Source organism: uncultured Aureimonas sp. (assembly GCF_913775355.1).
Classification (GTDB): Bacteria; Pseudomonadota; Alphaproteobacteria; order Rhizobiales; family Rhizobiaceae; genus Aureimonas.
The window spans coordinates 25,664-48,432 of sequence record NZ_CAJYIU010000002.1 but is presented as its reverse complement, the minus strand read 5'-3'; the positions used below and the strand labels follow the sequence as shown (position 1 = coordinate 48,432).

The window sequence follows — 22,769 nt, the reverse complement described above, 5'->3', positions numbered from 1 at the left end:
CCGTTGCCGAAGACCAGGGCGTTGCCGAAGGTTTCGACGTAGATGTCGTCCGCGTCGTCCGTCGGATCCACGCTGCCGGTGCCACCATAGACGGTCACGTCGTCGTAGGCGTCGATATCGATCACGTCGGAGCCCGCGCCGCCGTAGACGAGGGACTTGCCGGTGAGATTTCCACCCTCACCGAAGACGAGGCCGCCGTAGAGGGTGTCATCGCCGTCACCGCCATACACGGTGGCCTCGCTCGACTCCCATTCGACGTAATCGTCGCCGCCATTGCCGAAGATCAGCGCGCTGCCAGAAACACCGACCGAAATCTCGTCGTCGCCGTCTTCCGGATCGACGTCCGCACCGCCGCCGTAGACGGTCGCATCGCCGTTTCCGAACACCTCGATGGCATCCTCGCCCGAGCCGCCGACCACGAGGGCCTCGGTGTCAAACGAAACGCTAAGGAGATCGTCGCCCGTGCCGCCATAGACGGTAGCGCGGTTCGAGTTGACGGTGACGTTGTCGTCGCCGTCGCCGCCGTAGACCGTGTTGTCGCCCGCACCCTGGTTGAAGAGGTTGGAGCCCGAGACGAGGATGAGGTCGTCGCCGCCGTTGCCGGTGACGAGATTGTCGCCGTCGCCGAGCACGACGATGACGTCGGCGCCGTCCTCGGCGTCCACCGCGCCGTCGCCGCCATAGACCGTGTTGTCGCCGTCAGAGCGCACCGCGATCACGTCGACGCCGCCGGTCGGATCGACGCGGCCGATGATGTCTTCGATGATGTCGGTGACGTTGCCGAGATCGAAGCCGTTCGGCAGGAGGCTGGTGTAGCTCGACGCGTCGTTGGCACCGCCGACCAGAAGGTTCGAGCCGCCGCCGACCGGCGAGTCGTTGACGAGGCCGTTCAGCGTGCCGGCGAGCAGGACGTCGCCGCCGAGGCCGCCGTAGAGCGTGTTGTCGCCGGTTCCGAGTACGGCCACGAGGTCGCTGCCGCCGTTGCCGTACAGCTGGTTGTTGCCGTTGCCCTGGACGAAGATGACGTCGCTGCCGTCTTCGGCGTCCGCCGGTCCGTTGCCGCCGTAGACGGTGTTGTCGCCGTTGCTGGTGACGATGATCGCGTCGATGCCGGCTTCGCCGATGTTCTCGGCGAACTCGCCGAGATTGAGACCCGACTCGATCAGCACGTCGATCGCGGGCCCGAGGGTCGCGTTGTCGTTGCCGCCCCCGTAGATCAGGTTGTCGCCGTTCGAGCCGTCCGAGCCGACGATGATCAGATCGTTGCCGTCGCCGCCGTAGACGGTGTTGTTGCCGATGCCGTCGATCTCGATCGTGTCGTCGCCGCCGTTGCCGAAGACGAGGTTGTCGCCGTTGCCGATGATCGAGATGTCATCGTCGCCATCGGTCGGATCGCTCGGGCCGGTGCCGCCGTAGACGGTGTTGTTGCCGTCGCCTTCGATGGTGATCGTGTCGCTGCCCTCGCCGCCGTAGACGAGATTGTCGCCGCCGCCGGCGGAGATCGTGTCATCGCCCTGGCCGCCGTAGACGGTGTTGTCGCCCTCGCCGGCGTTGATCGTGTCGTCGCCCTGGTTGCCCTCGATGACGTCGTCGCCGCCGAGGCCGAGGATCGTGTCGTTGCCTTCGCCGCCGAGCAGGGTGTCGGGGCCGTCGGTGCCGATGATGAGGTCGTCGCCGTCCGTGCCTTCGGCGAGGCCGTCGACCGGCAGCAGAACGAGCTGGCCATCAAGCTGCAGGAGGCCGTTCAGCGCGTTGATGTCGATGTCAGCCAGAAGAATCTGGAGACCGTTGTTAAGGGTGAGACGGACGTCGCCGTCCACCTGAGCCAGTCCGACAACATCCAGATCGCTCAGCTCAAGGTTGAGAATGTCGCCGCCGGGCTGGAGGCCCGTAATGGTCAGCGTAGCATCGGGGTCCACGGACACCAGATCGACGGCAACGTTACCAACCCCTTGCACGACGTCCACGACATCGCCAACGATGTCACTGATAATTCCAAGCGGCATGACGCCCCCACGATGCGCGGCTCTCCACACGCCGGGAGAGCGCCGTTGCGATTGATGAACCTACCTAAGGTTGCAATCGCAGATAAGGACGACTCGCAAGGGCAATGCAACCGAAAATTGCATGGGGCAATTCTGATTGCAACTTGGTGGCAATCCTGCAACGCCCGGCTGTATCGGACCGGCCGGGGACGAGGCGGAAATCCGTGGCGTTTTCCGGAACGCGCCGACGGGGCCGGCGTTCTGCATGTCAGTCGACACTGCATGGAGGAGACCGATGTCCGACATCCACTACAAGATCGTCGAGCACGACGGCGGATGGGCCTACAAGGTCGGGGACGTGTTTTCCGAGACCTTCCCGACGCACGACCGGGCTCTGGCCGCCGCGCGCGATGCCTCGTCGCGGCAGGAACTCGCTGGCGAGACCGCCGGCATCCAGTATCAGGATGGCAGCGGCGTCTGGCACGAGGAGGTCGCGCGCGGCGACGACCGGCCCCATGCCGACGTGGTCGACGGCGAGGCGCCTCGCGCCTGACCCGTCGCGTCGCCCGAATGGCGGCGGTTCAGGACCTTGCGGCCGGTTCGCGGTGCGGGGTCTTCTCCCACATGTGCGGGGCGTGGAAGAGCTGGCCGATCGCTCGCAGGCCCGCGAGACTGACGATCAGCCAGTAGAACCACAACGACCAGAGCCGGCGGAGCAGCGGGCGCTCGCTCGGGCTGGCGACGAGGCGCGCGGTCAGGATGAAGACCGCGTAGGCCAGCGCGATGTTGAAGGCGTCGACCGCAGCGAGGACCCCGGCCGACAGGTAGACCTCGCCGTTCGCGAGATAGGCGTAGGCTGCCGCGAGGAGATGCCCCGCGAACATCACATGCATGAGACTTGCCGCGATCATGCCGCCGAACAGGATTTGGAAGGTCAGGAAGGCGCGGGGGCCGAGCTGGCGGCAGGCGAGCCGCGGATCACGCATGTGCACCAGCCAGGTCTGGCACCATCCCTTGATCCAGCGCGTGCGCTGGTTGCGCCAGTCGAGAAAGCGCGCGGGCGCGATCTCGGAGGTCGGCGATGCGATGGTGCCGATCCGGTAGCCGAGGTGTAGCACGACAAATCAGTTGCACTCGAACGTCACTTCAAATGCGCGCAGAAATGCTTTCGCCGCCACGCCAGCCAAAGCCTTTTGAATGACGTTCAGCTTGCGCAAGCGAAAGGTATGAACCTCTGAAGCTGGATGGACAGCGTGCTTACAGGAGATTGGAAGCCGCCGACCAAATCTGTCCGTAGGCCTCGACTTTGAGAGCAGCTAACTCACGGTCAGCTTTGAGGATCGAAGCAGGAGCCCTTTTCGCAAATGCATTCAGGGACTGAGTGAGCACATAGGCGGTGGTGTCGTCCACGATCATGAGTCGGTCGTGCAATGACTTTCCAGGAGCCTCCCTCGCCTCGATAGGACGTGCCGATGCGTACTGCTGAACCCAGCTTTTCGCTGCCGGAGAGAAACCAGGCTTCTTATGGTGATGATCGGTGAGGAACCGAATGCGAACCGATTCTGGCGCTTGGACCGCATACTCAGTGAGGGCGTTCGCATCCATATAAGGATCGACTACCAGAACGTTATCCTTCGCTTCCTCTAGGATTTTCCGGATTGCAGCCATTGCGTCGTGGGAACTCCCAGCTGGGATGTAGGCGCCCCGACTCACGGCTGGGACGTTCAGTTCAACCTGCGCAAGCTTCAGAAATAGAATTTGAAAGATCGAAGTTTTCGCTGAGACCCGAACGTCACGCAACGATGACGTCAATCCATTCCGCATCGCTAATTTCACATCTGTCGACTCTATACGGCTTCCATCAACTTCTAAAAGTGCAGCCAGAGTTCCGACCCATTTGATCTCGTCGGGCGGTAGGTCCCTGTCCTCAAATGACGGAACGGTCGCAGCTAGCTGACCCAGACGTTGGTAGAGTTCATCAGGCGACATGAGGCTGACACCTTCTTCACGGTGGTTCGGCGGATTCTGCCAAGGGGTTGATACCACCGGAAGCTGTAACGCCTCGAAATCAAAGCTTTCTTACCAGCACGTAGGGAGAGAGACTGAATGTGTCTTTTGGTTCCCCCGACTTTGACACGCTTCGCTGCAGTAAGGATCCTTGCGGGGCGCTGGCGTGCCACTCCAGCCTTTTCCCGTTCGTTCCTGCAGCGCGCCCGGCTCCCCCGCTCGGGCGTGTCGTAGTCGGCCATGCGAATCTTGTTCTCACCCACCCACGGGGGGCGCCATCCCAGATGCGGACCTTGGTCGGAGCGCAGTTTGCGAGGCAGGCCATGACGGTGATGACAATGTGGTCCATGGCCATTTGGAAGCCTCTTCGAACGCTCGTTAACGATGTCCTAACGCAGCGTTTGCGAGAGCGCAGTCCATTAGCTGATGTATGGGAAGAGTCCCATCGACGACCGGTCCCCATGCTGCGCCAAGCCCTGCTCGCCCTTTGCCTGACTCCCCCGCTGGCGCTGCCGGCCGTCGCGCAGGATGTCGATCCTGCCGACGTTTTGGTAACGGCCGACCAGCTCGCTACGGTGAAGAAGGAAGCCGACGACGCTCTGGCCGCCGACAATTGCGAGGCAGCGCTGCCGGCGCTCGACAGCTTCGTGAAGAAGGCTGAGGTTTACGCAGCCCTGATTTATGCGGGCGCGCGGTCTGTCCTCGAAAGCCCTCGGATCACGGCGTTCCCCTCGTCGCTCATCAACCAGATGAACGCACCGACTGAAGACCGTCTCCTGATTTTGAAGATGCGAAACGAAGGCTGGGTGTCGATCGCCGAGTGCAGGGTGAAGGTCGGACAGCCGGAGGCCGCTGTCGAAGCCTACCTTGAAGCGCTTCGACTCCTAGATGCCGGCAAAGAGCAGGACACGTGGAACCGAGCCCGCATCGGCCTCTGGAAACTGATCGGCGTCATTCCGGAATGACGCCGACCGACGATGATCCCCTTTGGAGGGAGTTAGTAGGTCTCTTTCGATTGCTGTATCAAGCGGTCCAAAACGGCATCTGTGAACGCTTGGCTCGTTAAAACGAATTCCTCGAAGCCCTCATGACCCATGCGATCTTTCATTCGAGGCGACGTCGGCTCGAACAACTCCATTGCGTGAAGCGCCGCATTGCTTACTGACAAATAGCTGTCTTCCGGCTCCTCCAAAATGGCGGCGCCATTTTGGATATCGTTTGTCACGGCCCAAAGCGTACGAGACAATCTTTGAAATCCGGCACCGGTGCGAGGGAAAAGCAGATGCCGGGAAAGGTTCTCTGTCGACATGGCAACGTGGCGCGCATCGTTTAAAGCGTTCTGTAGCTGCTCGTATCGGAATTTGAAGGCGTCGTCGGCCAAAGCCTCCCGTCGCTGCTCCTGCTCTTCGGTCAGAATGCTGGTTTGTGTGCCGATGAACTCGGCCTGTCGGCGGGCCTCCAAAGCCTGCTCCTCCATAACCCCACGGCTCATCGAGTATTCCTCGCGAGTGAGGGCCAATTCTTCCCGCGTCGCTCTCAGCTCCTGCGCCTGAATGAGCACTGCCGTCGCCAGCCAAACGAACGCCAAAGGTGCGAAAGCTCCGGCAATAAGATCGCCAACCTCATTGGCCTGAAGGGTGCAAAGCATCTGATTCTCGCCTCCCGGACACCCGAGAGATCGCCACACAGCCAGTAGGATAAGAGCGAAGACAAAAAGGCCGCTGAGTAGAAGCGCAATAACGAGCCAGTTCCGGTCCTTACGCTTGGATGATCGCGTGGCCTTCGATTCCATCAGAAACTCCCTTCGCTCGGCAGACCGAACAAAGCACATTCTAGGCGGCGAGCGGATGAAAGACGACGGCGCTGCCACGTCGCCGGCGCGGACATTTCCATCCGACAGAACGATCACCCGACGGGGAGGATCGCCGAGGACGCCAACGGCAGCGGCAGCTCGGCGTTGTCGTCGACGATCTGGTTGCGCACGTTCGCGCCCTCGGCCGAGCCCGACGAGAAGTTCGGCTCGTAGACGACCTTGGCCCCGGCCGGCACCGCGACCGAAAGCGTGAGCTGGAGCTTCGACGCGCTCACCTTCGTCACGCCGCTGACCGTCAGCTCGGCATCGCTCGCATCGAACACCCGCCATCCGCCGTACTGGCCGGAGGGCGTCGAGAAGTCGGCCCCGCCGGAGCCGTAGGGATAGACGATCGTCACGTCGATCGTGCTCGTCCCGGACTTCGCAGCGCCGACGACCTCCGGCCCGCGCCAGTTGTCGTTGGTCGCGATGTCCTTGCCCTGGACGACGTGGAGCGCGTGTGCCGCCGCCTTGGCGTTCTGCCACGCGACGCGCTGGTAGCCGTCCTCTGCGCCGCCGGTCGACTGGTCGAAGCCGCCCGAGCCCAGCTTGCCGAAGTGCGCGTTCCAGTCGTTACTCGTGCCGCGCGCGGCGTGGCCGGTGTCGGGCGCGAGGAAGACGTTCGCCTGTGCCGCGAGGAAGCTCCGCTGGAGCCGCCGCATCCGGTTGACGTTCTCCTTCCCGGCGTAGCGGGCGAGCGGCTGGATCACGATCGGCGCCTCGGGCTGGCCGATATACGTCCGTATGAAGTCGAGGTAGGCGTAGGTCTGCTGCGCCCAGGCCTGCGCGCGGGCCGCGTCCATCGTTGAGGCCGCGTCCTCCTCGCCCTGCGCGTGGACGATCACGACGCGCTTGTATTTCAGGAAGCGGATCGCATCGAGATAGGCCTTCGTATTGCCGGCGCCGTTGCTGGTGGCCGTTGTCCAGAGCGTGCCCGGCGCGTTCGTGTCCTCGTCCCAGAAGTAGAACTCGCGGGCCGCGTCGCCCGGCATGGCACGCTTCAGCATCGGCATGCCGCCGATCATCGTGAAGTTGGCGGAGCCCGCGAGGATGCGCTCGGCGGCGAGGCCGAGCGTCTCGGCGAGCTTCGGGCGGAAGCGCCGGAAGGCCGCTTCCGTGCCGGCGGTGCCGTCGCCCGAGGCGGCGGCCGAGAACTGGCCGTTCTGGTTGGACTGGCCCGAGCCGATGATGAAGTAGCGGTTCGCCCAGACCGTCGGGGCGGTCGCCCAGCGCGTGGACTGGCCGATCGCGATCCGCTGACACTCCTCGTCCGTCATCGGCACGGCGGACTGGTAGACGATCAGCTCGCGGAAGCCGCCGTTGAGGGCATTGCTGCCGTTGGCGTCGGCGCCGATCACGAGGCGCTGGCCGGTCGCGGCCGCGCCGCCGTGCTCGCGGTCCTGAAAGTGGCGCCGGGTGTCGCCACCGCCCGAGACCAGCGCGCCCTTCTGGTTGAACCAGACATTCACGAAGCCGGCCGCCAGCGCCGGCGCGCTCTCGTCGATCGACAGGTGCTCGGGCCGGTCGTAGATGCCGATCGAACGGCCGAGACTGTCGCGGCGCTCGGAGAAGCTGGCCTTGTCGTTCTGGCCGTTGCCGAGGTTCGGCGCGCACAACTTCTCGGTCACCGCCCGGATCCGGCTCACCGGCTGGTACGAGAGCGGCTCCTACTACTCGCCGGCCTACCGCGCCGAGTTCGACGCCTTCCCGACGATCGCATGGACGGGCGACCTGTCGATCGAGGACGAGAACTGGTGGGATCAGAAGCCGCTGACCCGCGACATCGAAGGGCTAACGCGCAACGCGATCCACGTCCTGCCGGAGCCGTCCTCGATCCCCAACTGGCGTGTCGAAATCTTCGACGAGGGCAACGCGGCGGGCTACCTCGACATCGGCCGCCTGTTCGCGGCGACCGGCTGGCAACCGAGCCAGGGCGTTGAGCGCGGCCCGACGCTGCGGCCGGAGGACCCGACGAACGTCGAGACCACCATGTCGGGCCGCGACGTCGCCGATCCGCGCGCAGTCTTCCGCGTCTGGAACGTCGCCTTCCGGATGATGGACCGGCAGGAGCTGCTCGATCAGGGCTTCGGCCTCCAGCGCAAGGCGGGCGTCCACGAGGAAATCTTCTTCGTCTTCGACCCGGACGACGCCCGCAACCTCACCACCACCAGCTTCTTCGCGCGCCTCCGGCGGCTCCAGGACTACGAGCTGGTCCAGAGCCCGCGCGCCAATCTCGGCTTCGAACTGAAGGAACTTCTGTGATGGCACTGACGCCAGATGAGACCGGCGCCGGCACCCGCCTCGCCGAGGGCTACAACGAAAACGACAACACGCCGGCCAACCCGCTCGGCCTCGGGCGCGGCGCCCCGCGCGGTGCCGGCGGCCTGTTCATGGCGGTCCTGCGCGACCTCGCCTTGTTCGGGCGGGGCGTCGTGCGCGAGGTCCGCCTCGCGCTGGCCGAGACCGAGCGGCTCGCCGGTGAGGCGGCCGTCGCGGCGCTCCTGATCGAAGGCGGTCCGGTGACGTCCGTCCAGGTCGGCAGCGGCCCGAAGCAGACCGGCGCCGTCAACATCAACATCGACAACCTGTCGGCCGAGATCGAGGCGGAGATGAACGACTTTCGCACCGAGATGGCGGCGATCGCGACGCGTTCGCGCTCGGCCATCGCCTACTCGCTCGCGTTCGGAGGCTGACGGATGTCCATCACTAGGGCCCTCACGGGCAAGACCCTCTCCCGCACCGTCGACAACATCTGGACCAATCCGGCGGCTGACAAGATGATCCGCACGCTCGAGCTGCGGTTCTCCAATATCGACGGGCTGGCTTCGGCCGACATCAGCCAGTGCCTCTGGATCGACGCCAGTGAGCAGCCCGTGGCCGAACGGCCGATCCTTCCCGTCAATGCGACAGTCGACGCCCGCGATGCGATCTCGGTGCGGGTGATCCTCGATCCCGGCGACGGAGTGAAGGCCGGAGCCTCCGCTGACGGCGACATTTACGTTGCGGTGTTCCAGCTCTTCGAGGAACCGGCGCCATGAACGCCTTCGCGGAGATCGGCGGTCGCCCGTTCGAACGTTTGAGCGACAAGGCCGGCGCGCAGCTCGGCGACGTTCGCCTGTTCGGTCGGGATCCGGGGCCCGGATGGGTGGCCGAGGATGGCGTGGTTTCCTACGCCGAAAGGCGCCGGCCGTTTCTTCTTGCCAACACGCTGGGCGGCTTCCAAACGGTCGGCGCCCCCTTCGCCGCCAAGGGCCTGCGAGGCATGAGCCGCATCGGCGGTCGTGTGTTCGTCTGGCAGGACACGACGATCGCCTACCGTCGCAACGGGGGAGCGCCGATGCAGCTCCCCGACGAGGCCCTAACCGCCGAGGGCTTCACCCGCACCGACCTCGCCAATCAGCCCGAGAGCCGGGCCGAGCTGGGTTATGTCTTCTGGCGCTCCTACGACCCGGCGACGCACCGCGTCGTCGAGCGGGATGGCACCTGGATGCTGGAGAGCCTTGCCGGCGACATCCTGCCGGGCTCGGTGACCAGCGTCACCCGGCGCCGGGCGAAGCGCGCCCTGGTCGACGCCGAGCTGCTCGAGGCGGCCGACGCGGCGATCGCCTCGATTCCCGGCAAGGCCGGCCAGCTCGCGCGGATCGATTGGGCCGACGCCACGGTCTTCGAGCGGACCGACCCGCTGATCGCGGCGCTCGGCGCCCAGCTCGGCCTCGACGACGCGGCGATCGACGCCCTCTTCGTGGAGGCGGCGAAGATCCCATGAGCGCCTACACCGACTTCGACGGCACCTTCACCCGCGTCCCCGGCACCGACCGCTACACCGCGTCGAAGCCGCTCGCCTGGGACATCGGCAAGGCGGGCTCCGGCAAGACGATCGAGGTGCCGGCGCTCTACGAGCACGACGTCTCGATCCCTGGCTTCCTCACCTGGATTTTCGACCGGCACGACCCGCGCTTCCAGCGCGCCGCCCGTCTCCACGACTGGCTGCTCGACAACGGCTGGAGCGCTTGGACGTCGGCCGCCGTCTTCTACGACGCCCTCAAGGCGGACCGCGTGCCCCGCGCCAAACGCTGGGCAATGGCGATCGCCGTCCTCCAGCACGTCGCCCTGAAGGGCGAGCCTCAAACCCCCATTGAACCGGCTTCCAGGAGCGATCGATGACCGACACGACCCGAGATCTTCAGCTCACGAACGCCTGGACGCAGGTGTCCGTCGACGGCGCCACCGAATGCTCCGTCACCCTGGAGGGCAACCGGGCCTTCCAGGCGGTGGTGCGCGTGGCCGCCGCCCAGCCCTCCAACGCACTGGCGACGGGGCACCGGCTGACGCCGCTGACGCCCTCGATGCCGATCTCCAGTATCAAGACGGGGCTGAAGGTCTGGGCGCGTGCGCTCAACGGCGCGGCCGACGTCTGCGTCTCCTGAAGGAACGGCCCGCATGGTCTTGAGCCTTTCGTCCTCCGCCCTCGTCCTCGGCCTGCCGGGCGTCGCCTCCGATCCCGGCGGCGGTGGCGTCGTGGTGCCCCCGACGCTCCAGCCTCTCACGTTGAGCGCCTCGAGCTTCAGCCAGTCGCTCGGCTCCGGATCCGACGTCGCCACGATCGGCGGCAAGTCCGCCGGCACGACGGTCGAGCTGATCGGCGGTAACGGTCGCCTCGCGGGGAAGTCGGACGGCTCCAAGCTCGTGAAGGGCCTTCTCGGCTGCACCCCAAACGAGGCGATCGCCATCACCCTGCGTGAGATCGACCCGGTGTCGGGGGCCAAGCGCGACACCGCGCTCTCGCTGACCGCGACGGCGCTCGCGGCGATCGCCAACCCCGCCGCCGCCAGCCAGGCGCCCGTCGCGGTCTACGGCCTGCGCCGCATAGTGCCGGGCTACGCCGGCAACGCGCTCCAGGTCCGCAACTCCGCCAACGCGGCGGTGACGATCGGCTTCAACGCCGACGACACGCTCAACACCTCGGCGCTCGCCGCATCCGGCGACGGCGTGACGTTCCGCGTCTCGACCCTCTACGACCAGAGCGGCAACGCGCGCGACGTGGCGACGGCGAACCGGCCGAGGCTGGTCTTCCCGAACGCCCCGACGAGCTACGACGGCGCCTACATCGACTTCGACACGACCAACGCCAACCTCGCGACCAGCCTGACCTTCCTGGACGTCGGTGGCACCGCCAACCTGTCGGTCTTCATGGTCCTCGCGCGCTACGGCTACGGGGCCAGCTACGGCGCGAACCGGCCGGGCGCGCCGACGACGACGGGCAAGACCGTGGCGCTCTCCTACGGGACGACGGCCGGGTCGATCCTCCTTGGCGGGGCGCCGAGCACGATCGCCCGCAGCTCGGCATAGCGGTTGATCCGGAACTCGAACCAGGTCGCCGACGCGCCGGTGTGGCGCGAGCGTGCCGTCTGGCGGTAGCGGCGGGTCTGGAGGTTGGTGAGCGGCAGCTGCCAGTCGCCGCCCGACAGGATGGCGCCCGGCGTCGCGCCCTTCGGCGGATCGGCGAAGTTCGGATAGAGAAAGAGCGGACGGCCCATCAGCCCCAGGCCTCGATCTCGGTGTGGTTGTTGAGCCGGGACTCGGTGAGGCCGATCACACGCAAGGGCCGCCCCCCGCCCATCCCGAAGCGGTCGACCTCCAGCGTGATCACGTCGTCGAGGTCGACGGCGGCGACGTCGTCGCCCCAGCAGTCCAGGACGAAGAGGTCGCGGCGATCACCCTCGATGGCGCGCCAGCGCTCGGCCTCGGCCTTGGCGTCCGCCTCCAGGACGAGACAGGTGTCCTTCGTCAGGTCCGGACCTTTTGGGTGAAGCGTCGTGTTCGCCTCGACCGGCAGCTTGATCTGGCGGAACTCCTGGATGGCGAAAGCGCGATAGACATCGTCACTCGCCACGTCCTTGAGGTCCGCCTCGGAATAGGTCGTCCAGGCGCGGCCGTAGCGCACGGTGACGGAGCGCGCGGGAACGCCGGCGCCCTCGTCGGCCGTCGCGTTGCGGAACAGGCTATCGCCGCCGAGGAGGAAGTCGGTGGTGATCCGCACGACGCCCTCGCCGGATGGGAGACGCAGACGGCCGACCCGGAAGGTGCCGAACCGGTCGGGGACGAGCCAGCCGCCGATCGACTCGAGAAGCGCCGAGGCGATGCGCAGCGGTGAGACGTCGGCCGTGCCGGTCCAGAAGCCGGCCTCGGCCGGGGCCTCCGCGTGTAGCGCGTCGATCGAGCCGGCGTCCACCACCGCGAGGCCGTCGAGGACGCGGGCGACATTGCGAGCGACGGACCGATCGGCGAGCGTCGCCCCCTCGGCCGCGTCGAGGGTCAGCGTGCCGGCGGGCCGGGTGTAGGTCCGCAGAAGGCCGAGCGCGAGACAGGTCGCGTACTGGCCGCCGGTCATCACCGCGCCTTTCAGCGCCGCGAGGTCGGCGTGGTCGCCGGTCGCGGTCAGCTTCACCCCGTTGTCGCGGACGTTGGAGATCTCGGCGATCGCCCGGTCGGACACCTGATAGAGGTTGTCGAACTGGTCGACCGTCACCGGCGCGATGTTGAGGGCGCGGCCGTAGAGGCGCGGCTTCTTCACGTCCTTCAGGTCGGTGTTGCCCTCGGCGATGGTCAGCCCCCCGCTCGTCGTGGTGCCGAGATAGGCCGGGCGCTCCAGCGGTTCGCGCAGGGCGTCGAGCATGTCGCGGATGCGGATCGTCACCGCCCGGCTCGGGAACTCGGCCTGTTCCATCGTGCCGGTGAAGACGGTCCGGCGTTCCGCCCAGGGCGTCTCCTGGCTTTCGAGGCTCCAGATCCGGATCGGGCGCCCGTCGAAGGCGAGATCGAGGAGACCGTCGAGCGAGCCGTCCGCGTTGACGAGCTGGATGTCGCCGCCGCCGACGTCCGATTCCCCGCGCGTGCGCGAGCGGCCGAACAGGAAGCGCTCGAAGTTTCCAGGGTCCTTCACGAGGTCGTCGAAATGCGCGTTGGCCGGCGTGTCGCCGGGCTCGGTGGTGAAGCCGAACGTGCCGAAGCGCAGGATCCGCGGTGCATTGGCGGCCGGGTCGAAGGGCTCGATCTCGATCAGGTGGATCATGCGGCGGTCCTCGTGGAAGAGAGCGAGCGCGCCCGGCGCACGTCGGCGGCCGAGCCCTCGGCCGCGCGGTTGCCGCGCTCGATCGCGGCGAGCGTCTGGTCGGCCTTGGTGCCGGTGAGCGCGATCAGCTGGCGCATGAGGGCGGCGGTCTCGGCCTGGGCGGCGCGCAGCTCGCGGGCGAGCGCGGCGTCGTTGGCGGGCGCGAAGGCCATCGCCGGCTGGCGGCCGATCTCGGGCAGCGCGTGGTGGCGGTTCACGTAGGCGACGGTCGCCTTGACCTCCGGCGTCATCGCGCGGGCGGTGATGACGCCTTCGCCCCCGGCCAGCGCGATCGTGCCGCCGCCGGCGTAGCGCGCGAGGACCGAGTCCTGGTCGAAGATGCCGTTCCCGACGATCCCGCCCTCCTGGTAGGCGCCGACAACGCCGCCGAGGCGGAGGCCCTTGTATCCCGCGACACCCTTGTTCTTCGGGTCGTAGAGGTTGAGCTGGAACTGCCGGTCCATCCGGTCGGTCAGCGCGCGCAGCTGCGCCTGGAGTGCCGGCGTCTGCGAAGCGATGTAGTTGGAGAACTTGCCGCCGCCGAAGTCCCCGGTGTAGGCGATCCCCATCTTGCCCAGCTCGGAGACGATCGCCTTGTTGCGATCCTGGAAGCCCGCGTCACCCCAGTTGCGATTGTCGTTCACGCCCTGGAAGGACTTGAGGTAGTCGGCGATCGCCTTGGCGGTGTCGGCCGTGTTGGCGCTGATGTCCTCCAGCCACGAGGCCTGGCTCTTCATCAGGTCGAGCTGGCTCGTCGCCTTCACGTCGGCCTTTTCCATGGCGCCGGCGATGCGCTTCTCGACCTCCGCGAAGCCGTCGCTCGACGCGAGGTAGGCCTTGGCGAGGTCGCGATAGTCCTGCGCCGCGCCGGTCAGCGCGCCCATCGCCTCCTTGTCACCGCCCTGGGCCTTGGCGAGCGTCTCCTCGAAGACCTTCCGCGCCTCGGCGACGCGGTCCTTCTGCGAGAGCGAGGAATCCTGATCGAGCTTCATCCCCGACAGGAAGGAGCGAATACCGTCCCGGTAGGAGCGGATCGTCTGGTAGACGTCCTGGAGCTGCGACTTCGACGCCTCGAACGACGACAGTGCCGCCGCCTTGGCGTCGGCCGCGACCTCGGCCGCCGTGCGCGCGCCCTCGGTGAACGCCTTCACGACGCCCTGCAACTCGGGGAAGGCCTTGATGAGGTCGTCGAAGGCCGAGCCGGTCAGCTCGGCCCCGTCCACGACGTCCTGGACCGCCAGCGCGAACCACTTCGACACGATCGACGGGTCGACGCCGAGCAGCTTGGCGTCCTTCAGCCCGCCGTCGCGCGCGGTGAAGAGGTCCTTGATGTCGTTGAGGTAGCCGGTGCCGGAAAGGTCGTTGATCTCGCGCTGGTAGCCGTCGGTGAAGGTCTCGCCCATTTTGGCGATCGCCTGGGTGAGGCGCGCATCGATGTCGGCCGCTGCCTGCTCGGCTGTCCAGCCGAGGTCGGTCAGGACCTTCTGCAGCCCGGCCGCCGTGCCCCGGAAGCCGTTGAGGCTCTTCTCGACGTCGGAGCTGGTCGCGGCGGTGTAGAGGAGCGACAGGGCGTATTCGCCGGCGGCCTTCTTCGCCTCGGCGATCGCGGCGTTGCGGCGCTCCTCCATCGCCTTGGAGGCCTCGATCCACGCCCCGTTCACGCCGACGCCGATATTGTCGGACCCGAACGCGATCGACACGTCGTCGATCATGTCGCGGATCTGCTTCTTCAGGTCCTTGGTCGCCGCCCGACCCTTGGCGAAGGCGCCGCCGAGGCCCTCGCCCGAGGTGAGGTCCTCGACCATGTCGGTGAAGCCCTCGCGGAACTCCGCCTGCATCTCCATGAACCGGGTCCACATCTTGGTCCCGGTCGACGCGAACTGCTCGGACGAGTTGCCCTGGCCGTACTTCCAGGCGTCGCCGCCGACTTTCCGGAACTGCGCGAAGGCCCCTTCCTGTTCGGTGATCCACTGCCGCAGCTGGCCGTTGCCGTCGCCCGACAGCGACTTGTCGAACGCCTCGTACTGCGGACGCAGCTCCTCCCACTTCGCGGCCTTGTCGCGGTGCGCCTGCTCGCGCTGCTTCCGCGCGCCGAGGATGCCGCCGAGGATGCCGAGCGCCGCCCCACCGACGACGCCCAGCGCCGCGCCGGCACCCGCGCCGATGCCGAGGAACGACGAGATCGCCCCGCCCGCCTGATACCCGCCGAATGCGCCGGAGATGCCGCCCGAAAGCGGCGAGCCGGACTGGTATCCCGAACTGAAGGCACCGAGCCCGGCGCCCAGCACCTCGAAGCCCTTCATCGCCCGTTCGGAGAACAGGCCGGCGCCGGGAGCGCTCTTGCCGGCGTTGCCCTCGGACCGGGCGCCGAAGGGAGAGGCCCCGCGCGACTCCTCGCGGCGCGTGTAATCCGACATGCCCTCGGTGACGCCCTTGGCGACCACCTTGGCGTCGTGGGTGGACGAGGCGACCTGTTCGCCGCCGCCGCCGTAGCGCTCGTATGCCTCCTTGGTGAAGGCGAGGCGTCCGCTGTAGTTGTGGGCGTTCTTGACGCCGTTCTGATAGCCGGACGGGCGCTCGAAGCTGATCATCGCCTCGTTCGCTTCGAAGTAATCCTTTGCGGCGAGCAGGCGCTTGAAGGCCTTGCCCTCCGTCGTGTTCAGCTCCTTCCAGACGAACTCGAGCTGGGCGTTGACGTCGCCGAGGTTGTCCTCGGCATCGCACGGGATCGCACCCGCCCACTCTAGGATGCGGTTGTGGACGCGCTCGTAGGCCTCCAGGCGCTTCGGCAGCGTCTCCTCGCCGATCAGGACGATCGGAGCCAAGCTCTTGTCGTGCAGCTCGCGCACCACGTCGATGAACGCCTTGTGGGCGATGTGGTGGGCTTCGTCGATGATCAGGGGGCGCTTGCGATCGGCTGCCAGGATCTCGACCGCCTCGTCCACCATGTCGGTGGCGGTGCCGCGCGGCTTCTGGACGCCCAGTTCCTTGAGGATCGAGATCAGCAGGGAGCGGGCTGTCGTCAGCTGGCCGCACTCGACATAGGTCGCGCGATATCGGCTGGCCCCGTAGATCGCAGCCTTGGTCTTTCCGTAGCCGGACGGTCCGTACCAGCAAGCAAGGCCGGGCAGATGCGGCTTCCGTTCGACCACCTTGGAAATTAACCCTGCGAACATCGCAACGTTCTTCATGGGCGCTGGTCGATTGACTTGTGAGACGTCGCTCATCATTCTCTCCGTTGTGGATGGCGACCTTCTGGTCGCTCTTTTTGAGAGCCCGGCTTCGTGCCGGGTTCTTTTTTGCCCGCCCCTAGAGGGCTAGGTATTCGTCCCCGAAATCCTCGTGGAGCATCCGCTCGCCTCGGTATTCGGAGGAGTGTCGGTAGCGCTCAAGCAGCATGGCGTCGGCCGCCGGCACCGGCTCACCGGCCGCGATCGCGCGCTCCAGGATGACCGCGCGCCGGTATCGTGCCTTCGGGCTCTCGGGCAGGGGAATGACGGTGGCCGGAAGGTGCGCGACCCGCGCCTCTTCCAGGTCGGCCGCACGCTTCTCGATCGCCGCGTCCGCCAGCCGATGGATCGTCGCTGCGTCCTCGGCGTCCATTTCGGCGACCAGCCGACGCTGGGCTTCAGCCACGCGATCGTCCGCTGCGCGATACGGGCGGTTCTCCGTCCGCGCCTCGAAGGCATCGATCGCGGCCTCGATCGCCGGGGTCGTGTGGACCTCGGAACGCTTCGGCAGAACCGTGACGTTGGGCACGTCGCGCAGCCAGAGGTCGCACCAAGTCGAGACGTAGACGGCATGGTCGAGCGCGGTCAGCTCGCCGCGCATCATGTCGGCCTTGATCTCGGCAAGGCGGGCAGAAGCCTCGTCGACTAGCGCCCCGGCCGGTTTGATCGTGGCGTCGATCTCGCTCCAGTCGAGCAGTCCGGCCGCTGCAAGGCGCCGGGCGCCCGACACGAGCTGGAAGCGATCGCCGCGCTCGACGACGCGGATCGGCTCCTCCTGGCCTTCGACAGCCATGTCGTCGGCGAGGGTGCGCACCCATGCAGGGTCGAGGACGCGCAGGCGATTGCCGGCGTCGATCAGCGCGATCGGGATTTGACGCATCACGGACATGCAGTCGGGCTTTCCATTACGGTGAAGAGGTCGGGGGTGGTGGCCCGCGTCGGCTTGAGCGACAGCCGGGCGGTAGTGACCATGCGGGCGCGGGCGCGCTCACGGGTTCGGCGAAGGTGATGGGCGGGAGCCCTCGGATCGACGGCCAGCTCCGGCTCCGGCATTGCAAGAACCGCCGCCGGATGAAGGCGGGCGAACTGCGTGCAGCGGGACAGGAACTCGTCGATCGTCGGGCTCATCCCGCGCGTCTCCGCTCGAGGAGGACGCCCTTCCAGGCGTCGCGCATCCTGGTCGCTGTCTCGATCGAGAGGCCGACGGCTGCGGCGAGCGGTTCGAGGTCCGCATCCGAAAGGGTGGCTAGGCCGACGAGCGCGACCTGTGCGTCCAGCTCCGCGTCGGGCGTCCCCTTCACGCGGGCCGCGTAGGCCGCGTCGAACAGAAGCCCGGTGTAGGAGCCGGTCTGCATGTTCGCTTCCCTCGCCAGCGTATCGAGACGTCCGAAGACCTTCTCGGTGACGCTGATCGTGATCTTGCGGGTAGGCTGCGGGCTCTGGCGCATCAGACCTTCTCCGGCCGGCAGATCGCGATCAGCCCGATGCCCACCGCGAGCCCGATCAGGGCCGCCGGCGCGCCGGAAGCGATCATGGTTAAGATTTCCCAGGCGCTCATGCCGAGACCCGCGTTTCGTCAGCGAGGGTGTCGCGCTTTGAGCGGGACTCCGGGACGGGCTTTGCGATAGGTTTCCGGAGGCTTGAACGGCTCTGGATGAAACCGGTCGGGAACAGCTCTTCGAAGGGGATGCCAAGCGCGGCCGCAATCGCGTCGGCGCCCCGGCGGCTCAGCCCCAGGAAAGCACGCCGCACGGCGTGCGGGGGAAGGCCCGCCTGACGAGCGATCTCGGCCTGCGTGAGGTTCTGACGGCGGATCTCCGCCTTGATCCCCTCCGCGTCCCATTCAGTGGGTGGCTTAACTGCCGCCTTGGTCATTCAGCTCTCCGGAGGCCGGCCCGCACGCCGGCTTTTTTCGGGGGTTGTGGTTTGTTTGGTGGTCCGCTCGGTATTCCGGGCGGTGTTCTGTTTGGTGGTACGAAGTTAGCGCTTTAATGATCGTTCGGCAAGCGCAATTGCGCTAGAAGTTAACTTCAAACTTCTCGCCGGGCGCATCTCAGGGTGGGGTCCGATTAATCCGTTGTAAAACAACGGCTTTCTTGCGCCGCCGCCTGGACGCGCGAACTATGAACCCGCTTCAGAGTTCGGTGGGAACGGTGTCGGAATTTAAGGATCGCCTTCAAGAGCTGGTGAGCGAGCGTCGAAGCGCTAACGCTTTCGCGTCCGAAGTCGGGATCGGCCAGACACTATTGCGCCAGTATCTGAAAGGGGCGACGCCAGGGCTGGATAAGGTGGTTCAGATCGCGAAGGCGACCGGTATCCACATCAATTGGCTGGCAACCGGTGAAGGCCCTCGTGACTCTTCGGATCAGCTGCTCCAGATAGGTGTGAGAACACAACCGGAACAAACGGGAACCCCCGCCGTGATCCACGTCCCGACACCAGACATGCCGGATGACGCTATCGTATTGATTCCGCTCATGGATGTGCAGCCGTCAGCGGGCTCGGGGACAATCGTTGAGGCGGAGCCGGTATTGGGCCGGGTCGCATTCGACGCGGCTTGGCTGCGAGCGCGGAGCATCACCCCCACAGCTGCAAAGGTCCTGACTGCGCGCGGGGACTCCATGGAGCCGACTATCCGCAGCGGGGACACGTTGATCGTCGACACCGCCATCGACCAAGCGGTCGACAACGGCATCTACGTCCTGGTCTATGGGGAAGCCTTGCTAGTCAAACGCCTGCGGATCAGGCTCGACAGCACCGTAGTTATCACCAGCGACAATCAGGCGGCGGGCTTCGACGAGATCGTCACGCCCGACCGGATCGACCTTCTGCGCATCGCCGGTCGGGTCATGTGGTATGGAAGGATGATTTAAACTCTGCGGCAGGCGATTTGAGTCCGCCGAACGGCCATTCTAGTTTTCTGTACTAATAGTGACGCTAATCCTTGTAGCGCCAAACTCATATCCAACACTTAGTATTTTGCCCGTCATGTCTTGTTCGTCAATAGCACTTAGAAGGCCGCCGGTAATTATGAATGTATCGTCATTCCTCGGTTTCAATTTCGGCAACATTAGCATGCCGGTATTGTATATATGCTCGTGGTAAGCGTGGGCGATAGCGGCATTAGCTTGAAACATAACAGTGCATGACCGCACCGAATTTGATTCTTGCAACAGTGGATTGAATGATGGCGCAGGGTTACGAGGCGTAGTCGTATTACTTGCATGTAAGCTACGCTCAATCCGTCGGATCGATCTACCAATTGTCTCGATCTGGTCAGAGAAGTACTTCTCCGCTGAGACGTCTATGCGCTCCGGCCTCACAGTTTCGACCGTAAAGTTTTCGACGAAAGACTGGTATCTGCCGCCATCATAAGCGTCTGCCACGTCTTTGATTTTCTGCGAGAGCTTTTCGATGAACTCCTCAATCGAATTGAACTCGAGGTCTCTAGAATAGACGATATATCCGATCGAACTTACGTCGAACGGTGGCGGGACAACTCGATCCGTGACGATGACAGTCGGTTTTTTTGTCGAGAGCCGAAGACCGGCTTCCAACATTACGTTTGGGTTCAACCCGCTAAGGTCACACACGACGACATCGCTGTCGTAGATATTTTGCAAGATCGCCGCATGAATAACGTCGGCTTCTGGGTTCTCCCATACGAGCTTTGGCCGCATGCCGGCCGCTTCGATTGCTTTTTGAAGGATGCGCTGGACTCGCCGCCAGTGCTCAGGCGAGTAGAGTTCCCCCATCTGCGAAATCGGCATGACGATCCCGCATACCTTATCTCGCGGCGCTTCCTTTTGTTGACCGCTACCTTCAGCTTCAGGCTTCTTAGTCAACGATCCAACTCTCGAATTTGAGCGCGCTTACAGGGGTCAGCTGCGGCATACCCTTCTGCTTTGACCCTAGAGGGTTCAGTACCTGGAGTCTCCCCCTGCGAGGGTTAGGTGCAAGTGATTTGACGTGCAAAGGTAAGGGTGAGTGGTCGTGGTGCCTGTAGAATGCCCGGAGTAGCAGGGTGCACCCGGGGAATTTCGTCTGATCCCGCTTAATCCCGGCCGATCGCAGCTGATCTGTCGCGTTACACGAGGCGGGACAGTCGGATGCCGAGATCGGCGTCCTCGGCGACGTTGTGGCTGTCCCAGCCGCCGGCCTCGACCAGCGCCGCGCGGCGGAAATGATTCGAGGTGCCGCCGAGCGGCAGCGGCAGGCCGCGGTGCGCCAGCCACGGCAGGATCGCGCGGAAGAGGACGGCGTATTCCAGCGCGAACAGGGTCTCCAGCCAGCCGTTGGCGGCGTTGCGAATGACGAGCGGCGCCTGGACGCAGGCGAGCGAGGCCGGGGCCGCCTCGAATGCAGCGTGCGCGGCGCGCAGTTGGCCGGGATCGGGCCGATCCTCGGCGTCGAAGAGGACGACGTAGTCGCCGCGCGTCAGCGGCAGGGCGAAGTTCAGGGCCTTCGGCTTGGTGGTCGGATTGGTCCGGGGCGTCGCGATGACGGAGAAGTTCGGCTCGCCCGCGATCGCACGTTCCACCGCCATGATCGTCTCGGGATCGTTCGCCTCGCAGACGAAGAAGACCTCGAGCCGCGAGCGCGGCCAGTCGAGCGCGGCCATGGCGCGCGCCAGCGGCTCGGCCATCGCGGCCTCGCGGTGAAGGGCGACGAGGACGGAATAGATCGGCGCCGGCGCCTCCGCCCGCTGGGCGCCCGGCAGGGCCGAGCGCGGCCGCGCGGCGAGTGCCGTGCCGACGAGGACGCGCAGGCGAAACAGCGTGAAGCACAGGGCGCAAAGGCTCGCCGTCGCATGCGCCGCGAGCCAGAAGTGACCGGGCGCCGCGAACCAGGCATGCGCCAGCGCGACGAGGACGAGCACCGCCACAGCCGCCTGCGCAGGCGTCAGCACGTCGCGGGCCGACCATCGGTTGTGGTCGGCGGCGAGACTGAGGCGCGCGCGCGTCGAGCGTTCCGTGGCGCTCGCCGCGCCGCGCTTGGCGGCGATGTCGGAGAGGGTCGCGATGCGCAGTGTCGCGGCAAGTTCCGGCGCACGCGCGACACGCCCGGCAAGGCCCTCCAGCCGGTCGAGCCGCGGGGCGAGGTAGAGCCGGGGCCGCATCGCGGTATCGCAGGTCTTGGCGTGACGCTCCGACGCGTCGAAGGCGCCGCGACCGTCGCGCAGCAGCGAGGCGTCATCGCGGATCGGCTCGAAGCGGAGGCCGAGGACCGCGGCGAGCGTCTGGGCGAGCGTCGCCTCATCGACGAGACCTGCCGCAATCAGTTCCTCGTCGGCGCTGGAGCCGTTCCGCTCGGCGAGCCGGCAGGCCGCATCGAAGCGTTCGGCGTCGAGGCCGAGCCGCACCAGGGCTTCGGCGACCGGGGGGGCGAGGGCCGGCAGGCGAGCGTCGGCGAAGGCAAGGGCGTCCTCGGCGAGCGCGGGCGCTGAAACCACACCAAGGCCGCTGGCGTCCTCGTCCACGAGGGCATATTCCGATACACGCAACAGACCAGCCCTCGAACGCGAGTCCCCTTGCGAGGATCGGACACATCTTGGGTTTGAAATCGGCGCCGGAGAAGAAACCCTTGCGTGCATTTCTCGCCATCAGCGTGCTGGCTGCGCAGCTTTGGGTTGTTCCGGGTGCTGCCTTCGCGCAGAGTGCTCCCTCGGCCCCGTCCCCATCGGCGCCCGCCTCGCGCACGGTCGTGCCGACGCCCAATTTCTGGGACCAGGGCCAGCGCTTCGCCGAGCCGGACCTGTCGGGCCGGGCGCGCATCCGCTTTCTGACCTCGGTGGATTTCGCGCCCTTCAACTTCCTCGACCAGCGCGGGCGCCTCGCCGGCTTCCATGTCGATCTCGCGCGCATGATCTGCGAGGAGCTCGACATCGCCGCGCGCTGCCAGATCGAGGCGCGGCCCTTTGCCGAGCTGGGCGAGGCGCTGGCCGCGGGCGACGGCGAGGCGGTGATCGCGGGCCTTGCCCTCAACGCCGACAACCGCGCGCGCTTCAGCTTCACCCACCCCTTCTTCCGCTATCCCGCCCGCTTCGTGGCGCTGAGCGGTCGCCCGCTCGACACGGAGATCGAGGCGGGCCTGTCCGGCGTCCCGGTCGGGGTCGTCGCGGGCAGCGCGCACGAGGCGATGCTGGCCGCCTTCTTCCCGCGGGCGAAGCCGGTCGCGCTGCCGACGCGCGAGGCGGCGCTCGAGGCGCTGCGCGCTGAGCGCGTGCGCGCCGTCTTCGGCGACGGGGTTGGACTGTCCTTCTGGCTGTCGAGCGAAGCCGCCGCCGACTGCTGCGCCTTTGCCGGCGGGCCGTACCTCTCCGACCATTTCCTCGGCGAAGGGCTCGCCATCGCGGTGAAGCCGGAGGACGAGGACCTGCGCTCGGCCTTCGACTATGCGATCGGGCGGATCGTGGCGAACGGGCGCATGTCGGAGCTTCTCCTGCGCTATTTTCCCGTCAGCGCCTTCTGAGCCGCCACCGGCCGTTGACGGGGCCACGCGCAAAAACCATAGACGGGGCTTGTCGATGCGAGCCCCGCGCTGTCCCGAGCGCCTGAGGGCTCGCGGCAGGAAAGGGCGATCCA

At 66.2% G+C, this 22,769-nt stretch carries 24 protein-coding genes and 1 pseudogene; 11 read left to right on the top strand and 14 right to left on the bottom strand.

Translation table 11 applies throughout. The features are described 5' to 3' along the window. A pseudogene (locus tag QZ753_RS00310) lies at positions 1-1,919 on the bottom strand (hypothetical protein); the annotation flags it as partial. Between the two features lie 361 nt (positions 1,920-2,280). On the opposite strand from QZ753_RS00310, the gene QZ753_RS00305 reads away from it, so the two are divergent. Then, positions 2,281-2,538 carry a DUF2188 domain-containing protein gene (locus tag QZ753_RS00305; RefSeq protein WP_294640158.1) on the top strand — a complete coding sequence of 86 codons (258 nt, stop codon included), beginning with the start codon at positions 2,281-2,283 and terminating at the stop codon, positions 2,536-2,538. A 28-nt stretch (positions 2,539-2,566) separates the two neighbouring features. On the opposite strand, the gene QZ753_RS00300 is transcribed toward QZ753_RS00305, so the two are convergent. Beyond that, positions 2,567-3,103 (bottom strand): glycosyltransferase, encoded by a 537-nt coding sequence (locus QZ753_RS00300; RefSeq protein ID WP_294640156.1) that lies wholly within the window; start codon positions 3,101-3,103, stop codon positions 2,567-2,569. Positions 3,104-3,242: 139 nt separating this feature from the next. Then, positions 3,243-3,974 (bottom strand): hypothetical protein, encoded by a 732-nt coding sequence (locus tag QZ753_RS00295; RefSeq protein ID WP_294640154.1) that lies wholly within the window; start codon positions 3,972-3,974, stop codon positions 3,243-3,245. Positions 3,975-4,453: 479 nt separating this feature from the next. Between QZ753_RS00295 and QZ753_RS00290 the strand changes: the two genes are divergently transcribed. Next, positions 4,454-4,957, top strand: a complete 504-nt coding sequence (locus tag QZ753_RS00290) for a hypothetical protein (RefSeq protein ID WP_294640152.1) — start codon at positions 4,454-4,456, stop codon at positions 4,955-4,957. A 32-nt stretch (positions 4,958-4,989) separates the two neighbouring features. On the opposite strand, the gene QZ753_RS00285 is transcribed toward QZ753_RS00290, so the two are convergent. Then, entirely contained in the window at positions 4,990-5,784 is a 795-nt protein-coding gene (locus QZ753_RS00285) for a hypothetical protein (RefSeq protein WP_294640150.1), read from the bottom strand. Positions 5,785-5,897: 113 nt separating this feature from the next. Next, entirely contained in the window at positions 5,898-7,472 is a 1,575-nt protein-coding gene (locus QZ753_RS00280; RefSeq protein WP_294640148.1) for a hypothetical protein, read from the bottom strand. Between QZ753_RS00280 and QZ753_RS00275 the strand changes: the two genes are divergently transcribed. From QZ753_RS00275 to QZ753_RS00245, 7 genes are read left to right on the top strand one after another with little or no spacing between them, the layout of a single operon-like run. After that, positions 7,423-8,106: a hypothetical protein gene (locus QZ753_RS00275; RefSeq protein WP_294640146.1), complete on the top strand. Its 684-nt coding sequence runs from the start codon at positions 7,423-7,425 to the stop codon at positions 8,104-8,106. The two genes, QZ753_RS00280 and QZ753_RS00275, sit on opposite strands and share 50 nt — an antisense overlap. After that, a complete protein-coding gene (locus QZ753_RS00270; RefSeq protein ID WP_294640144.1) occupies positions 8,106-8,537 on the top strand; it encodes a hypothetical protein in 432 nt (143 codons plus the stop codon). Before QZ753_RS00275 ends, QZ753_RS00270 begins: the two co-directional genes overlap by 1 nt. A 3-nt stretch (positions 8,538-8,540) precedes the next feature. Then, complete coding sequence (locus tag QZ753_RS00265; protein WP_294640142.1) at positions 8,541-8,882, top strand: hypothetical protein; 342 nt, start codon at positions 8,541-8,543, stop codon at positions 8,880-8,882. Then, positions 8,879-9,610, top strand: a complete 732-nt coding sequence (locus tag QZ753_RS00260) for a hypothetical protein (RefSeq protein WP_294640140.1) — start codon at positions 8,879-8,881, stop codon at positions 9,608-9,610. The genes QZ753_RS00265 and QZ753_RS00260 overlap by 4 nt, the downstream gene beginning before the upstream one ends. Next, positions 9,607-10,008: a DUF1353 domain-containing protein gene (locus tag QZ753_RS00255; protein ID WP_294640138.1), complete on the top strand. Its 402-nt coding sequence runs from the start codon at positions 9,607-9,609 to the stop codon at positions 10,006-10,008. Before QZ753_RS00260 ends, QZ753_RS00255 begins: the two co-directional genes overlap by 4 nt. Then, positions 10,005-10,271 carry a hypothetical protein gene (locus QZ753_RS00250; protein ID WP_294640136.1) on the top strand — a complete coding sequence of 89 codons (267 nt, stop codon included), beginning with the start codon at positions 10,005-10,007 and terminating at the stop codon, positions 10,269-10,271. The genes QZ753_RS00255 and QZ753_RS00250 overlap by 4 nt, the downstream gene beginning before the upstream one ends. Positions 10,272-10,284: 13 nt before the next feature. Beyond that, positions 10,285-11,193 (top strand): hypothetical protein, encoded by a 909-nt coding sequence (locus tag QZ753_RS00245; protein WP_294640135.1) that lies wholly within the window; start codon positions 10,285-10,287, stop codon positions 11,191-11,193. Here QZ753_RS00245 and QZ753_RS00240 read toward each other — a convergent pair. The 7 genes from QZ753_RS00240 to QZ753_RS00210 form a co-directional block, all read right to left on the bottom strand. Next, a complete protein-coding gene (locus QZ753_RS00240; RefSeq protein WP_294640133.1) occupies positions 11,124-11,381 on the bottom strand; it encodes a hypothetical protein in 258 nt (85 codons plus the stop codon). The genes QZ753_RS00245 and QZ753_RS00240 overlap by 70 nt on opposite strands. Then, positions 11,381-12,916 carry a hypothetical protein gene (locus QZ753_RS00235; RefSeq protein WP_294640132.1) on the bottom strand — a complete coding sequence of 512 codons (1,536 nt, stop codon included), beginning with the start codon at positions 12,914-12,916 and terminating at the stop codon, positions 11,381-11,383. Before QZ753_RS00235 ends, QZ753_RS00240 begins: the two co-directional genes overlap by 1 nt. Continuing rightward, positions 12,913-16,146, bottom strand: coding sequence for an AAA family ATPase (locus QZ753_RS00230; RefSeq protein ID WP_294640130.1), 3,234 nt, complete (start codon positions 16,144-16,146; stop codon positions 12,913-12,915). Before QZ753_RS00230 ends, QZ753_RS00235 begins: the two co-directional genes overlap by 4 nt. Positions 16,147-16,264: 118 nt before the next feature. Continuing rightward, positions 16,265-17,074: a ParB N-terminal domain-containing protein gene (locus QZ753_RS00225; protein ID WP_294640128.1), complete on the bottom strand. Its 810-nt coding sequence runs from the start codon at positions 17,072-17,074 to the stop codon at positions 16,265-16,267. Next, on the bottom strand, positions 17,065-17,313 hold the full coding sequence (locus QZ753_RS00220; RefSeq protein WP_294640126.1) for a hypothetical protein: 249 nt from the start codon (positions 17,311-17,313) through the stop codon (positions 17,065-17,067). Before QZ753_RS00220 ends, QZ753_RS00225 begins: the two co-directional genes overlap by 10 nt. After that, entirely contained in the window at positions 17,310-17,633 is a 324-nt protein-coding gene (locus QZ753_RS00215; protein WP_294640125.1) for a hypothetical protein, read from the bottom strand. The genes QZ753_RS00220 and QZ753_RS00215 overlap by 4 nt, the downstream gene beginning before the upstream one ends. 106 nt (positions 17,634-17,739) lie before the next feature. Then, positions 17,740-18,060: a helix-turn-helix domain-containing protein gene (locus QZ753_RS00210; protein ID WP_294640124.1), complete on the bottom strand. Its 321-nt coding sequence runs from the start codon at positions 18,058-18,060 to the stop codon at positions 17,740-17,742. A gap of 248 nt (positions 18,061-18,308) precedes the next feature. Here QZ753_RS00210 and QZ753_RS00205 point away from each other — a divergent pair, with 248 nt between their 5' ends. Continuing rightward, positions 18,309-19,058, top strand: coding sequence for a helix-turn-helix transcriptional regulator (locus tag QZ753_RS00205; protein ID WP_294640122.1), 750 nt, complete (start codon positions 18,309-18,311; stop codon positions 19,056-19,058). A gap of 39 nt (positions 19,059-19,097) precedes the next feature. Here the strand turns inward: QZ753_RS00205 and QZ753_RS00200 are convergent, their stop codons facing one another. Both QZ753_RS00200 and QZ753_RS00195 read right to left on the bottom strand, forming a co-directional pair. Beyond that, complete coding sequence (locus QZ753_RS00200; protein WP_294640120.1) at positions 19,098-20,030, bottom strand: hypothetical protein; 933 nt, start codon at positions 20,028-20,030, stop codon at positions 19,098-19,100. A gap of 242 nt (positions 20,031-20,272) precedes the next feature. Next, entirely contained in the window at positions 20,273-21,688 is a 1,416-nt protein-coding gene (locus tag QZ753_RS00195) for a glycosyltransferase (RefSeq protein WP_294640118.1), read from the bottom strand. Between the two features lie 80 nt (positions 21,689-21,768). Here QZ753_RS00195 and QZ753_RS00190 point away from each other — a divergent pair, with 80 nt between their 5' ends. After that, entirely contained in the window at positions 21,769-22,656 is an 888-nt protein-coding gene (locus tag QZ753_RS00190) for a transporter substrate-binding domain-containing protein (RefSeq protein ID WP_294640116.1), read from the top strand. Positions 22,657-22,769 lie beyond the last annotated feature (113 nt).